Source organism: Enterobacter sp. MGH 37, from assembly GCF_000534515.1.
GTDB lineage: Bacteria > Pseudomonadota > Gammaproteobacteria > Enterobacterales > Enterobacteriaceae > Enterobacter > Enterobacter kobei.
Map to the genome: position 1 here is coordinate 1,192,712 of NZ_KI973205.1, position 13,757 is coordinate 1,206,468.

The 13,757-nt window shown below is 55.2% G+C and carries 13 protein-coding genes; 5 read left to right on the forward strand and 8 right to left on the reverse strand.

Translation table 11 applies throughout. From position 1 onward, the window contains the following. Positions 1–37: 37 nt before the first annotated feature. From uspE to L383_RS17920, 7 genes are all read right to left on the reverse strand, one after another. Positions 38–988 carry a universal stress protein UspE gene (uspE, locus tag L383_RS17950; RefSeq protein ID WP_014883603.1) on the reverse strand — a complete coding sequence of 317 codons (951 nt, stop codon included), beginning with the start codon at positions 986–988 and terminating at the stop codon, positions 38–40. Between the two features lie 109 nt (positions 989–1,097). Then, positions 1,098–1,280, reverse strand: a complete 183-nt coding sequence (locus tag L383_RS17945; RefSeq protein WP_014883604.1) for a hypothetical protein — start codon at positions 1,278–1,280, stop codon at positions 1,098–1,100. Between the two features lie 146 nt (positions 1,281–1,426). Further along, complete coding sequence (gene fnr / locus L383_RS17940; RefSeq protein ID WP_006174991.1) at positions 1,427–2,179, reverse strand: fumarate/nitrate reduction transcriptional regulator Fnr; 753 nt, start codon at positions 2,177–2,179, stop codon at positions 1,427–1,429. Between the two features lie 183 nt (positions 2,180–2,362). Then, positions 2,363–2,878: a methylated-DNA--[protein]-cysteine S-methyltransferase gene (gene ogt / locus L383_RS17935; protein WP_014883605.1), complete on the reverse strand. Its 516-nt coding sequence runs from the start codon at positions 2,876–2,878 to the stop codon at positions 2,363–2,365. A 10-nt stretch (positions 2,879–2,888) separates the two neighbouring features. After that, complete coding sequence (gene abgT, locus L383_RS17930) at positions 2,889–4,415, reverse strand: p-aminobenzoyl-glutamate transporter (protein ID WP_023330270.1); 1,527 nt, start codon at positions 4,413–4,415, stop codon at positions 2,889–2,891. A gap of 41 nt (positions 4,416–4,456) precedes the next feature. Then, positions 4,457–5,902, reverse strand: a complete 1,446-nt coding sequence (locus tag L383_RS17925) for a M20 family metallopeptidase (protein WP_023330271.1) — start codon at positions 5,900–5,902, stop codon at positions 4,457–4,459. Next, complete coding sequence (locus L383_RS17920; protein ID WP_023330272.1) at positions 5,902–7,212, reverse strand: M20 family metallo-hydrolase; 1,311 nt, start codon at positions 7,210–7,212, stop codon at positions 5,902–5,904. Before L383_RS17920 ends, L383_RS17925 begins: the two co-directional genes overlap by 1 nt. A 175-nt stretch (positions 7,213–7,387) precedes the next feature. On the opposite strand from L383_RS17920, the gene L383_RS17915 reads away from it, so the two are divergent. Both L383_RS17915 and smrA read left to right on the forward strand, forming a co-directional pair. After that, a complete protein-coding gene (locus tag L383_RS17915) occupies positions 7,388–8,311 on the forward strand; it encodes a LysR family transcriptional regulator (RefSeq protein WP_023330273.1) in 924 nt (307 codons plus the stop codon). 340 nt (positions 8,312–8,651) lie between these two features. Next, on the forward strand, positions 8,652–9,215 hold the full coding sequence (gene smrA, locus L383_RS17910; RefSeq protein ID WP_023330274.1) for a DNA endonuclease SmrA: 564 nt from the start codon (positions 8,652–8,654) through the stop codon (positions 9,213–9,215). Between the two features lie 38 nt (positions 9,216–9,253). On the opposite strand, the gene L383_RS17905 is transcribed toward smrA, so the two are convergent. After that, on the reverse strand, positions 9,254–10,915 hold the full coding sequence (locus L383_RS17905) for a methyl-accepting chemotaxis citrate transducer (protein WP_023330275.1): 1,662 nt from the start codon (positions 10,913–10,915) through the stop codon (positions 9,254–9,256). Positions 10,916–11,059: 144 nt separating this feature from the next. Between L383_RS17905 and L383_RS17900 the strand changes: the two genes are divergently transcribed. From L383_RS17900 to umuC, 3 genes are all read left to right on the forward strand, one after another. Beyond that, positions 11,060–11,938: an aldo/keto reductase family oxidoreductase gene (locus tag L383_RS17900; protein ID WP_014883612.1), complete on the forward strand. Its 879-nt coding sequence runs from the start codon at positions 11,060–11,062 to the stop codon at positions 11,936–11,938. A 109-nt stretch (positions 11,939–12,047) separates the two neighbouring features. Beyond that, the gene (umuD, locus tag L383_RS17895) at positions 12,048–12,482 is read left to right on the forward strand and encodes a translesion error-prone DNA polymerase V autoproteolytic subunit (RefSeq protein WP_023330276.1); all 435 of its coding nucleotides are present in this window, start codon (positions 12,048–12,050) and stop codon (positions 12,480–12,482) included. Continuing rightward, the gene (gene umuC, locus L383_RS17890) at positions 12,466–13,728 is read left to right on the forward strand and encodes a translesion error-prone DNA polymerase V subunit UmuC (RefSeq protein ID WP_014883614.1); all 1,263 of its coding nucleotides are present in this window, start codon (positions 12,466–12,468) and stop codon (positions 13,726–13,728) included. The genes umuD and umuC overlap by 17 nt, the downstream gene beginning before the upstream one ends. Positions 13,729–13,757: the final 29 nt, after the last annotated feature.

Below are 13,757 nucleotides of genomic sequence, written 5' to 3' on the forward strand. Positions count from 1 at the left end.
AAAAAGCCCGCCGGAGCGGCGGGCTGACAGGGTTATATTAATCGTCTTCCGGATCGTCCAGCTCAATCGGCGTCTGGAACTCATCTGGCTTAATGACCAGCAGGTCACAGCGCAGATGGTCGATCACCTGTTCGGCGGTATTGCCGAGGAACGCGGCAGAAATACCGGTCCGGCCAATGGTCCCCAGGACCACAATCCCGGCCTGCAAATGTTCTGCTAAATCCGGGATCACCTCTTCAGGCAGCCCTTTCTCTACGTGCGTCATGTTCTCGTCAATGCTGAACTTCTGGCGCAGCGCTTTCATGGCCAGCAAATGCTGGCCGCGAATGGCGTCGTTATAGACGCTGGGGTCAAATTCAGGCAACTCAATGGCGATATTGATTGGGGTGACTGGATAGGCGCCCACCAGATGCACTTCAGTGTGATTGACCTGGTCAGCGAGCTGGATGGTTTCCTTCACCAGCTTCTCGTTGAGTGAATTATGATAATCCTCTTCGCTGGCGAGGTTTACCGCCACTACGGCTTTCCCGCCCTCCGGCCACGGCTGGTCTTTCACCATCCAGACCGGGCAAGGGCATTTACGCAGCAAGTGCCAGTCGGTTGGGGTGAAGATCACGGATTCCAGCTTGTCGTGCTGGTGCGCCATCTTCAGCAGCAGGTCGTGTCCACCAGCAACGACTTCCTGGATAATGGCTTCAAAAGGTCGGTTATGCCAGACCACTTTGATATCAATAGGAACCCCCGCTTCAAGGTAATACTTCGCCTGTTCACGGATCCACGCGGTACGCTGACTGATGACGCCCTGACGCATAGCGGTGCGCTCGTCAGGCGACAGAAGGGTGGTCATCTCATACGAGAAGTCATAGATCGGCAAAAACGCTTTGATTTTGCCGCCAATCCGTTGATGTAGATACACAGCACGTCGTAATGCCGGCTGATCGTCCTGATTAGGATCGATAGCTACCAGCATGTTTTGATACTTGGCCATACAGGTCTCCTTACTACTGTCACCACAGTCTGTAAGTAAAAGAGTAACCTATATATCCTGAATGAAACAGAGGAGAGCTTTTGTCAGATCAATAATTCATGAAAATTTATCAGAGGAAAAGCACCGTGGTTGTCACCGCGATAAACGCAATAAACAGCAGCACCATCACCGCTATTGCAAACGTCGTGGAGTCCTGCACGTAGGTTTTTTCCTCCCCCTTCATTGGGCCGACAAGCATGATCCAGATGAAGATAAAGGTCACTGAGGCAATCACGACTGAAACGAAAAACAAACTTTCTCTCAATTCATAACCTCAACGACAACCTTTCAGGCGCTGTGTGGGGATGTGCTACGGTGAAGACGGCTTAAAGCGGAAGTGATTATACCAGACTAATAAATCATGTGAATTTATCAGTCTGGTGATCAACATGCGGAGAGTTATGCCACGTTGCGGGCATGACCGGCAAGCACGGCCAGTGCTTCACCGTTTTCGATAGTGATGTATTTACCCTTAACGGCCAGCATCCCGCTTTTCTGGAAACGACCCAGCAGACGGCTGATGGTTTCCACGGTCAGGCCCAGGTAGTTACCGATATCACCACGGGTCATGGTCAGACGGAATTCGCGCGGCGAGAAACCCCGTTCGGCGAAGCGGCGAGAGAGGTTGTAGATAAACGCGGCCAGGCGCTCTTCTGCATTCTTTTTAGAAAGCAGCAGAATCATGTCCTGATCGCCTTTGATCTCACCGCTCATCAGACGCATCATCTGCTGACGCAGGTTAGGCATCTTACCGGACAGGTCGTCCAGCGTTTCAAACGGGATTTCGCAAACCATAGAGGTTTCAAGCGCCTGAGCAAAGCTCGGGTGATGGCCTGTGCCGATGGCATCAAAGCCCACCAGGTCACCCGCCAGATGGAAGCCGGTGATCTGCTCATCACCCTGTTCGGTGATGGTATAGCTCTTGATGGTGCCAGAGCGGATAGCATAGAGCGATTTCAGTTCGTCTCCGGCTTTAAACAGCGTCTGCCCTTTCTGAATAGGCTTTTTGCGCTCGATGATATTATCAAGCTGATCGAGTTCATGCTCATTCAGGGTAAACGGGATACAGAGCTGGCTGATGCTGCAATCCTGGCAATGGATAGCACAACCGCCAGACTGAATGCGTCGTATAATTCGCTTTTCCGGGATCATAGGTTTGCTCAAGCCTTAATTGATATTGGTCAATTTTAACATCTTTTTGGTAAGTACGTAAGCCTGACAAACCATCAATAAGGACAAGAGACGGCAATGTGTCGCCATCTTCTTGAAATTCCACAGCTTGATTATGGATTTTTAGCCTAACCGGTAGAAAATTAAGCACAAAAAGCCTGGGATCTACAGCAGAAGATATCCTTCGTGACGAAGCAACCACTCCTTGCGCTGCACGCCACCGGCATAGCCGGTCAGGGTACCGTTGCGTCCGATGACGCGATGGCAGGGAACGACAATACTAACGGGATTAGAGCCATTGGCGGCCCCCACCGCACGCGCGGCGCCTGCGCGGCCCAGCTGCTCCGCGAGCTGGCCGTAATGCATGACCTGCCCGCAGGGAATGGCCCGCAGCGCCTGCCACACTTCACGCTGGAAAGGGGTGCCAGCCGTGGCAGTGGGGAGTGTATCGATGATGCTGAGATCGCCCTCGAAGTACGCCGCAAGCTTATCGCTCAGCCCACCCGGGTTGGTGGCGCGGATACGTTCAAAACCTTGCGCCCGATAATGAATGTTCAGCAGCTCTTCCATGCGGTCGCTGTGCTCTTCCCATTCAACGGCGCGCAGACAAGACTGCTCGTCCGCGATCACCCACAGCGGCCCAAGCGGCGTCGCAATTTTATCTTCGAGTAATCTCAGCATCCTCATTCCTTTAGTTCAGCCTCGGGTAGATCCCCGGCCCAATCGGCAGGCCGACAAGATACCATGCCACCAGCATCACCAGCCATACCCCTAAAAAGATAAGCGGGTAGGGCAAAACCAGCGAATAGTAGGTACCCAGTTTTGCCTCGGGTTTATAGCGCTGCAGAAAGCCTAAAAACAGCGGGACAAACGGCGAAACCGGTGCAAGCGGGATCACTGACGAATCGGCGATGCGGAACAGGATCTGCGCAAACGCCGGATGGAAGCCCAGCATCATAAACATCGGCACGAAGATGGGGGCCAGAATCGACCAGATGGCGGAGCCGCTGGCGATGAACATGCACAGCAGGGACGACAATAGCGCCAGGCCGACAAACGCCGGTACGCCGCTTAATCCGGCAGCTTCCAGCGCGTCGGTCAGGCCCACGGCCATAAACTTGCCCATGTTGCTCCAGTTAAACATCGCCACAAACTGCGCCAGCGGGAACACCATGACGATAAAACCCGCCATCTCTTTCATCGGTTCGATCATCAGCTGCGGCAGATCGCCCTGACGGCGAATTTTGCCGGTGGCGATACCATAAGCGAGCGAAACGACAAAGAAGAAGAGAATGATCAGCGGCACAATACCCTGTATAAACGGCGAGGGCAGGACGGTATGTTTAACCGGATCGCGCAGAATACCGTTTTCCGGCACTACCATCAGCGCGACCATGGCGATGAATATCAGCGAGACAATACCGGCCACGCGCAGGCCGAATTTCTGCTCTTTGCTCAGCGTCTCCAGCGTTTCATCGCTACGGCCTTCCCATTTGCCCAGACGCGGCTCGATGATCTTGTCGGTAATCAGCCCGCCGACAATCGTCAGAACAATCACTGAGCTGGCCATAAAGTACCAGTTGTCAATTACGCTGACGTGCATTGCTGCGTCAATGGTTTTCGCCGCCTCCGTGCTGATGCCCGAGAGCAATACGTCGGTGGTGACAATCAGCAGGTTGGCGGTAAATCCGCAGCCGACACCCGCAATTGCCGACAGCAGGCCCGCCACCGGGTGCCGCCCGACGGCGAGGAAGATCAACGCCCCCATTGGCGGCATGATCACCAGCGCGGCGTCGGAGGAGATATGGCTGAAGAAGGCGATAAACAGCACCATATAGCTGGCGTAACGTGCGCTGACGTGGGATGCCATTTTTACCATCAATGCAGGCAGCAAACCCACGCGCTCTGCCAGCCCGGCCCCTAATACCAGTGCCAGAATGGCGCCCAGCGGGGCGAAGCCGCTGAAGTTTTTTATGACGTTAGGTAAAAACCAGTGCAGCCCGTCAACGCTGAGCAGGTTTTTCACCGCCACCAGGCTGCCATCGGCCGGACTTCGCACGCTCACGTCAAAGGCGGAGAGCACGGCGGTGGCAACCATCAAAATGACAATCAGATAGATAAACAGCAGGAAAGGGTGTGGCACTTTATTGCCGATCCTTTCAACCCAGCCATAGAGCTTACCGGATGGGGAATGCGAAGGTATGGATGACATACTCATGGGCGTTCCTCGGGAGTGTTGTGTTGTTGTGTTGTGTTTTTTTATTTTAAAGGTGACGGTGTCACGCCCTGTGGGATCGGACACACGTACGGTTTTTCTTGTATTTGTTGTTCGAACTCTTCACGACATTTTTTTAGCAGGGCTGCATCCTGCAGCAGATTCAGTGCCGTGGCGCCCATGACTTTCCCGGCCAGCAGCATGCCTTTGTGAGCAATGGAGGTTCGCCCCTGTGCCACCAGTTGCCAGGTATGCAGCGGCGTTCCAACGGTAAAGCAGGGGCTGAAGCACTGGGCGACCGGCATTTTCCAGCTGACGTCACCCACATCCGTTGAACCCGCCAGCACGTTATCGGTAATGGCATAGGGCGCAATCTCATCCACCAGGAGTGTCTCCTGATGACGGCGGGCAAAGGCTTTACCGGCGTCTCCGCCCGTGGCGGCTATATTTTTGAGGCTGTTCTGCAGGTCGTTGGACGTGAGCGTAGCGCGGATCTCACGGGCAAAGTCGCGCTCTTCAGCAGTCCACGCCGGCGTGCCGTAGTGTTGTAACGCCCGATACATTGCCGCCTCAAGCGTGCGGTTTGGCAGGTAGCTGGAGCAGGCTTTATCAAAGCGACACTCCACGGTGGTTTCGGTCATCATTGCCGCGCCCTGGGCGATTTTCTCAATGCGTTCGTAGATCTGCTGCGCATCGGCCATCTCCGGGGCGCGGATCAGGTACAGCACTTCGGCCTGGGCCTGCACCACGTTGGGCGAAATCCCGCCGGTATCGGTGATGGCGTAATGGACACGCGCTTTCTCAATGATGTGTTCATTAAGGAAGTTGGTGCCGGTCGTCATCAGCGTCACGGCATCCAGCGCGCTGCGCCCCAGATGAGGGGAGTTGGCCGCATGCGCCGCCACGCCGTGAAAACGCCAGGCGGCCTGAATATTGGCCAGGGTGCTGACGTTAAACATGCCGGCAAAGGCTTCCGGGTGCCAGGTGACGGCGGCATCGACGTCATCAAACAGTCCTTCCCGCACCATAAAGGTTTTGCCGGAGCCGCCTTCTTCCCCGGGGCAGCCGTAAAAACGCACCGTTCCGCTACCGCCATGCTGTTCAAGCCAGCTTTTTACCGCCACCGCACCGGCCAGCGCCGCGGTGCCCAGGAGGTTATGCCCGCAGCCGTGACCATTCGCTCCCGGCGTGGCGGATTGCGCGGTTGCACAATGCGCCTGCTGGCTTAGCCCGGCCAGCGCATCGTATTCACCGAGAAGGGCGATAACCGGTTTCCCACTGCCGTAGCTCGCAATAAAAGCGTTTGGAATACCGCCCGCCTCGCGAGTCAACGTAAAGCCTTCGGCTTCCAGCGCCCCAGCGAGTCGTTCGGCGGACCAAAATTCTTCAAAGCGGGTTTCAGGGTGATCCCAGATGGCATCGGCTATATCGGTTAGCGTCTGACATCGCGTATCGATGGCATCGGCAATAAAAGCGTAGTTCTCCTGCATTACACACCTCGCGTCCACGGAAAATTGAGCGCAGTCCGCGCCAGCGTTTCGATGGCGATAGCCATAACCTGTTCATCGAAGTCGAATTTTTCGTTGTGATGGCCGGCGCTCAAATCCGTGCCGAATACCATATACGACGCCATGCCGCCGTTTTGCTGCACGCGGGCCATCATCAGCGTGGCGTCTTCGGAGCCGGCGGGGGCTTTGACCTTATCGATAGCGCGATCAATGCCGGAAACCTGGCTCGCCTGTTCGCGCAGATAATCAACCCAGGCCGGTGTGGGCGCGCTGGAGGTGGCGGCCCCCATCAGACGCATCTCCGCCTTCACGCCGTAGAGTGCGGCCGCCCCGGTAATGACGGCCTGCGCGCGTTCAAAGACATACTGATTTATGGCTTCGCTTTCCCCGCGGGTTTCCACTTTGATGAGCGCATTCGCGGGCACCACGTTGCGGCCGCTTCCGGCCTGCATGACCCCGACGTTGACGCGGGAAGCCCCTTCACTGTGCGGTGCGATGCTGTGTAAGGCGAGAGCGGCCTGCGCGGCGGCGAGCAGGGCGTTTCGCCCGTCCTCCGGTTTTCCGCCTGCGTGTGCGGCAACGCCCGTAAAATTCACGTCGAACTTGGTGGTCGCCATAAAGTTATCGCTGCCGCAGATCGCCGTTCCGGCAGGCACGCCGGTACCGATATGGATGGCAGTAAAATAGTCCACGCCATCCAGCGCCCCGGCGGCAACCATAGCGCGTGCGCCGCGCGTCCCTTCTTCGGCAGGCTGAAAGATGAGCCTGATGGTGCCGTTGAGCTGCGCTTCATTCTGCTTAAGCACCTGCGCCAGTCCCAGACCAATGGTGGTATGGCCGTCATGCGCGCAGGCGTGCATCATTCCCGGGTTGCAGGAGGCAAAACCGTCGCGGAACGGGCGATGGCTGTTGTCCTGCGCTTCGCTTAAATCAAGGGCATCCATGTCTACGCGAAACGCCAGGGTTGGCCCCGGGCGGCCAGTCTTAAGGGTCGCCACAATGCCGGTAAATCCGCCTTCAAACGGTGCCAGCCATTTTTCGGGGGCGCCTTGCGCACGCGCTCGGGCAAATTCTCGCGCCAGCGTTGCGTCATCGGGCAATCCCATTCGGCTTTCGGCATCCACCACATCACGGCCCATCGCCAGTTCGTACCCCAGCGAATCAAGAATTTCAGCGACTTTCGCTGCAGTTCTAAACTCTACCCAGCCGGATTCCGCAAAATGGTGAAAATCGCGACGCCACGCGCTCAGCTGCGGCGTTAATGTCTGGATGTACTGCGCCAGTGTGTCCATATCTCTTCCCGTCATCATTAAAAAATGTGAACTGCTTCACGCTGTGATAGTTTTTACTTATCACTAACCGATTTTTCACAGTTTTAACCGTTCAGGAATTACCCTCGCACATCCCTTTCCATTAAAGTAGATGACAGTTTCTTTACTCTGATAAACAACGGTTATCGGTCGGGCTATGACATTTCAGATTAAATTTCATCAAATCCGGGCGTTTGTTGAAGTCGCGCGTCAGGGCAGTATTCGCGGTGCCAGCAGGACGCTGAATCTTTCGCAGCCAGCGCTGACCAAATCGATCAAAGAGCTGGAAGAGGGTATGGCGGCACAGCTTTTTGTGCGCCGGAGTAAAGGTGTTGCCTTGACCGAGTGTGGCGAGGGCTTCTACCAGCGCGCCAGACTGATTCTGGAAGAGTTGCGTGCGGCGCAGGATGATATTCGCCAGCGGCAGGGGGAACTGGCCGGGCAGATCAATATCGGGATGGGCGCCAGCGTTTCACGCAGCCTGATGCCCGCCGTTATTACGCGCTTTCATGCACAACACCCCCAGGTCAAGGTGCGGATTATGGAGGGGCAGCTGGTGTCGATGATCAATGAATTACGCCAGGGTGAGCTGGATTTCACCATTAACACCTATTATCAGGGGCCTTACGACCATGAATTTACGTTCGAAAAGTTGTTTGAAAAACCGTTTTCGGTATTTTGCCGGGAAGGGCATCCGGCGACAGGGGCAACATCCATTAATGAACTTTTGCATTATAACTGGACAATGCCGACGCCGCGGGGAAGCTATTATAAGCAATTAGAAGATCTATTTCGCCACCGCTCGCAAATACCGCGAATTGGGGTGGTGTGTGAAACATTTTCGTCCTGTATAAGCCTGGTTGCGCAAAGTGATTTTTTAAGTATCCTGCCGCAGGAGCTGGGCTCTGACCCGCTTCTGGCGCACCGTCTCGTCATTCTGCCGGTTGTCGAATCGCTTCCAAAAGCCGCGTATTATTTAATTCAGCGACGTGATTCACGTCAGACACCTCTTGCCGAATCCTTAATTACGCAATTCAGAAGGGAAGCGAGAAAAATAGATGCAGCGGAAAATTCAAAATAAAAAAACAGAGTCTGCCCGACATCAGACAGACCCTACAGTACACACAGCAGTACGTCCTTTTGCCAGTCCTGAGTATTATTTCCATGGGGCAGGTTTATTTAGTTATAACACCTTTTCCGAAAAAAGACAGGTTGACGAGTGATTGATTTCACGAATTTTTAACGTAAATCACTTATTTTACCTTCACTGAAGTTTTAGTTAAGTCTGGTTTAAGTGCGTATCACCCTTATTATATATTCGCCGGGTAAATATATATGCCGTGAGTGGGCCGCTGACGGTTATTGAGACACATGTCTGGCACAGATATAGTACCTCCCTCAGAAGTAGCCGGAGGATCCCCATGAACCCTGACGACAAATCACTTTTTCTTGACGCCATGGAGGATGTCCAGCCCATGAAGCGCTGCTCGGATATCCACTGGCAGCCGATGAGAAACGCACGGGCGCGGCAGGAGATGGATACTGAACAGCTGGACAACTTTCTGACGCTGGGGTTTCTGGAACTCCTGCCCCTTGAAGAACCGCTGACGTTCCAGCGCGAAGGGGTACAGCAGGGCGTTATAGAGAAGCTGCGTTCGGGGAAATACGACCGACAGGCCAGCTTAAACCTGTTGCGTCAGCCCGCCGAACGCTGCCGACAGATGCTGTATTCCTTTATCAGTCAGGCCCGTCGTGACGGATTACGTAACCTGATCATCATTCATGGGAAAGGGCGCGAACAGAATTCGCATCCCAATGTGGTGCGCAGCTATCTGGCACGTTGGTTAACTGAGTTCGAGGAAGTGCAGGCTTTCTGCGTGGCGCTGCCGCATCACGGCGGCAGCGGGGCATGTTACGTTTCACTGCGGAAATCCGATGAAGCGAAACAGGAGAACTGGGAACGGCACGCCAAGCGCAGCCGTTAAGGCGGTTTTCGCGGGCGAGGCGATCGCCCGCCTGTGACTCAGAAGGTTTCCCAGTGACTGTCAGGCGTGGCGTTAGCCGTTGCCGGACGCAGTAGTTGCGGCGTTTTCACATTTGCCGGACGTGAGGTGACCGCGTGTTCTTTTCCGTTCAGACGAAACGCGGCCACAGCCTGACGCAGCTGTTCGGACTGATCTTCCAGTGCCGCCGCCGCCGTAGCGGACTGCTGCACCAGCGCGGCGTTTTGCTGCGTCACGCTGTCCATTTGCGAAACGGCCAGGCTCACCTGTTCAATACCGCGGCTCTGCTCATCGGAGGCCGACGAAATCTCACCCATGATATCGGTTACGCGGGTCACGGCGGCGACAATCTCCTTCATGGTCGCGCCCGCTTCGCTAACCTGCTCAGAACCGGTATTCACCCGGCTGACGGAGTTCTCGATAAGCCCTTTGATCTCTTTCGCCGCCTGTGCACTGCGGCTCGCCAGCGTACGAACTTCGCCTGCGACGACCGCAAAACCACGCCCCTGTTCCCCGGCGCGTGCGGCTTCTACCGCGGCGTTAAGCGCCAGAATATTGGTCTGGAACGCGATGCTGTCAATCACGCCAGTAATGTGGGCAATCTGCTGGGAACTGTCGGCAATTTCGGTCATGGTGCGAACCACGTTATCCACGACGTGGCCACCACGTGCTGCGGTTTCAGAGGCATTCTTCGCCAGTAACGTAGCCTGACGGGCGTTATCGGAGTTCTGTTTAACCGTCGCGGTCAGCTCTTCCATGCTGGCGGCCGTCTCTTCGAGCGAGGCGGCCTGCTCTTCGGTGCGAGCGGAAAGATCGTTGCTGCCTGCGGCAATTTCACCTGCGCCGGTGTAGATGGAGTCGGTACTGCCGCGCACGGCGCTGACGGTAGTCACCAGAGATTGTTGCATCTCATGCAGGCCTGCGGCCAGTTGACCCATTTCATTGCGGCCAGAGAGCGCGATATTCTGCGTCAGGTCGCCCCCCGCAATGGCGCGAATATGGTTCATAATGGTGTTGAGTGGTTTTAACAGCAGGTGTTGTAACCCCTGCCAGATGACCACCAGCACGGCGATAACGGCCAGGAAAATGACTGCCAGCGTCCACTGCATTTGCGTAAAGCTGCTTTGGTTCTCTTCGGTTGCCGCTTTCAGCAGCGTGTTGTTTTCGGCGCGCCAGCGGTTGTAGACCGCTTCCATATCATCCTGAGCCTGCTGAGCATCCAGATCGCCATAGGCCTGGTAGTTGTCGGCGCGAAGATACTGAATCGACAAACGCATGACCTCATGCATCTGATTCCAGGATTTTTGCATCTCGTCAGTTAACGCCGCATTCTGGCCGTTAACCTGCGGCAGTTTCTGCCACGCTTTGTTATAGGTTTCTGCTTTAGCCAGCGAGTTACTTGCGGTATCAAGCAGTTTGTTGATCGCGGCAAGGGAAGCCGGATCGCGCTGGTTTTTCAGGTAGCGGATCGCCACGCGGGTCACGGTGACGCGCGTTTTTACCAGCGTGTTTACGCTGTCGCTCAGATTTTCCTGCTGGGCATTGAGCACGCCGGAGTTCTGGAAGTTATGGCGATCGTTGCTGACGGCGGAGTAGAACAACCCTCCCGTGACAACTTGCAGCAGACAGAATATGGTGAGGGCAAAGATAATACCGGTAATCACGTGCAGATTTTTCAGCATAGCGGTCGTCCGTTAGAGAAGAGGCAGAGGTACACCAATACTATCGTCGTATAGAATTTAAACTTTAATTTAACTCGCGCTTAACGAAGGGCTCCGGTCAGGAACCTGTTGTAAATCCGGATCATTTTTATGAGGAAGGTCAACATGAGCAGCATTGATAAAAGCGGGACGTACGCGCTCGGTACGCGGACGGTTAAACGACTGGGGTACGGCGCGATGCAGCTTGCCGGACCGGGCGTATTTGGCCCTCCGAAAGATAAAAATGCCGCGCTGGAGGTGTTACGCGAAGCCGTGGCGGCGGGGGTGAATCATATCGATACCAGCGATTTTTATGGTCCCCATGTGACCAATCAGCTGATCCGCGAGGCGCTTCATCCGTACCGGGACGATCTCACTATCGTCACCAAGATCGGGGCCCGCCGCAACGATAAAGGTGCCTGGCTGCCGGCCTTTTCCGCGCAGGAGCTGACTCAGGCGGTGCATGATAACCTGCGTAATCTGCAGGTGGATGTACTGGATGTGGTGAATCTGCGGATCATGTTTAGCGCTCACGGCCCGGCAGAAGGATCGATTGCTGAACCGCTTTCCACCCTCGCAGAGTTACAGCAGCAAGGGCTGGTACGCCACATTGGTCTGAGCAATGTCACGGCCACTCAGGTTACGGAAGCGCAGAAGATGGTGCCTGTTGTCTGCGTGCAGAACATGTACAACATAGTGAACCGCGGCGACGATGCGCTGGTGGATTTACTGGCGCAGCAGGGGATTGCCTATGTGCCGTTTTTCCCATTGGGCGGCTTTACGCCACTGCAATCCAGCGATCTGCAGGCCGTCGCGGATTCCCTTGGCGCAACCGCGATGCAGGTTGCGCTGGCATGGCTGCTGCAACGTTCCCCGAATATTCTGCTGATCCCCGGCACCTCTTCCGTGGCGCATTTGCGGCAAAATCTCGCAGCAGGAGAACTGCAACTGCCGCCTGACGCTCTGGAAACGCTGAATACGCTGGTAGGCCGATCGTTGAACTAAATCCGTTCAAACTTCAATACGTTCGGCTTCACCGCCGGAAAGCATCTTGATCCTGGCCCATAATCCGTAATACTGTATTTATATACAGTATTACGGCAGGAAAGCATTTATGGGCACTCTCTTTTCTTATCACTCTAATCAAGTCATTGAATTACCTCTCTTTCTGGAGCGCGTCGCCTGCGGCTTCCCCAGCCCGGCGCAGGATTATGTGGAGGATCGTCTCGATCTTAACCGGCTGGCGGTCAGGCACCCCAGTGCGACCTACTTTATAAAAGTGAGTGGTGACTCGATGATTGGGGCTGGGATCGGCGACGGCGATCTGCTGGTGGTCGATCGTTCGTTAAATGCCGAACATGGGGATATCGTCGTGGCGTCGGTTGCCGGTGAGTTTACGGTGAAAGAGCTACAGACCCGTCCGGTTTTGAGGTTGCTGCCGCATAATGCCCGCTATCAGCCGATTACCTTCCAGTCAGAAGATGAGCTACAAATCTTCGGCGTTGTCACTCACACCCTCAAAACGTATAAACATGTTCGCACTGGTTGATGTGAATAGCTTTTATGCCTCCTGCGAGAGGGTGTTTCGCCCCGATCTGGAGGGCAAACCCATCGTGGTGGTCTCGAACAACGACGGCTGCATTATTTCGCTGTCGCGGGAGGCCAAACAGTTCGGCATAAAAATGGGTGAGCCCTACTTTAAATTCAAGGAGAAGGGTTATCCGGCGCGGGTGTATGTTTTTAGCTCGAACTATGCGCTGTATGCCGATCTCAGCAGCCGGGTGATGCAAACGCTGACCGATCTTGCTCCGGCAATTGAGATCTACTCGATTGATGAAGCCTTCGTGAACGTGTCGGGCGTCAGCCGCTGCATGTCGCTGGAGGCTTTTGGCCATCAGATGCGCAACCAGGTCGCTAAAAATACGGGGTTGACCGTTGGGGTCGGTATTGCCCCGACCAAAACGCTGGCGAAGCTGGCCAACTATGCGGCGAAGCGGTGGTCTGCCACCGGCGGCGTGGTCGATCTATCGGATCGCGAACGACAGCGTAAGCTGCTGGCGAAGGTGCCGGTAGAGGAAGTGTGGGGTGTCGGGCGACGCATCACGAAAAAACTCAACGCCATGGGGATTACCACGGCGCTGGAGCTGGCGGAAGCGTCCTCCTGGGTCATTCGCAAACATTTTAACGTGGTAATGGAACGCACGGCGCGCGAGCTTCGCGGTGAGCCTTGTCTTGATCTGGAAGAGTTTACCCCGACGAAGCAGCAAATTATCTGTAGTCGTTCGTTTGGACACCGTATTACGCAATACGAAGAGATGCACCAGGCCATTTGTGCCTACGCGGAGCGTGCCGCCGAAAAACTGCGCGGCGAGCATCAGTATTGCCGCTTTATCAGCGTGTTTGTGCGCACCAGCCCGCATGCCGACAACGAAATTTATTACGGCAACCAGGCCTCAGTCACCCTGATGACACCTACTAATGACACGCGCGATATCATCCGTGCTGCCACGGAGGCACTGGGGCGTATATGGCTTGACGGGTATCGCTATATGAAAGCGGGGGTGATGCTGGCGGATTTTTTCAGCAGCGGCGTCGCCCAGCTGAATTTGTTTGATGATAACCGCCTGTGTGCCAATAGCGCAGCGCTGATGGAGATAATCGACAGCGTAAACCATTCCGGCAAAGGGAAGATATGGTTTGCCGGGCAGGGGATTGAGAAATCCTGGGCGATGAAGCGTGAGATGCTGTCACCGGCGTATACGACGCGGTACGCAGATTTGCCGGTGGCAAGGTAGGATATTGTCATAAACGATCGCCGCGTTAT

What these genes read in the sequence shown, in the direction of transcription:
- uspE (WP_014883603.1), bottom strand. Translation starts at nt 988, where the DNA reads ATGGCCAAGTATCAAAACATGCTGGTAGCTATCGATCCTAATCAGGAC.
- fnr (WP_006174991.1), bottom strand. Translation starts at nt 2,179, where the DNA reads ATGATCCCGGAAAAGCGAATTATACGACGCATTCAGTCTGGCGGTTGT.
- ogt (WP_014883605.1), bottom strand. Translation starts at nt 2,878, where the DNA reads ATGCTGAGATTACTCGAAGATAAAATTGCGACGCCGCTTGGGCCGCTG.
- abgT (WP_023330270.1), bottom strand. Translation starts at nt 4,415, where the DNA reads ATGAGTATGTCATCCATACCTTCGCATTCCCCATCCGGTAAGCTCTAT.
- L383_RS17925 (WP_023330271.1), bottom strand. Translation starts at nt 5,902, where the DNA reads ATGCAGGAGAACTACGCTTTTATTGCCGATGCCATCGATACGCGATGT.
- L383_RS17920 (WP_023330272.1), bottom strand. Translation starts at nt 7,212, where the DNA reads ATGGACACACTGGCGCAGTACATCCAGACATTAACGCCGCAGCTGAGC.
- L383_RS17915 (WP_023330273.1), top strand. Translation starts at nt 7,388, where the DNA reads ATGACATTTCAGATTAAATTTCATCAAATCCGGGCGTTTGTTGAAGTC.
- smrA (WP_023330274.1), top strand. Translation starts at nt 8,652, where the DNA reads ATGAACCCTGACGACAAATCACTTTTTCTTGACGCCATGGAGGATGTC.
- L383_RS17905 (WP_023330275.1), bottom strand. Translation starts at nt 10,915, where the DNA reads ATGCTGAAAAATCTGCACGTGATTACCGGTATTATCTTTGCCCTCACC.
- L383_RS17900 (WP_014883612.1), top strand. Translation starts at nt 11,060, where the DNA reads ATGAGCAGCATTGATAAAAGCGGGACGTACGCGCTCGGTACGCGGACG.
- umuD (WP_023330276.1), top strand. Translation starts at nt 12,048, where the DNA reads ATGGGCACTCTCTTTTCTTATCACTCTAATCAAGTCATTGAATTACCT.
- umuC (WP_014883614.1), top strand. Translation starts at nt 12,466, where the DNA reads ATGTTCGCACTGGTTGATGTGAATAGCTTTTATGCCTCCTGCGAGAGG.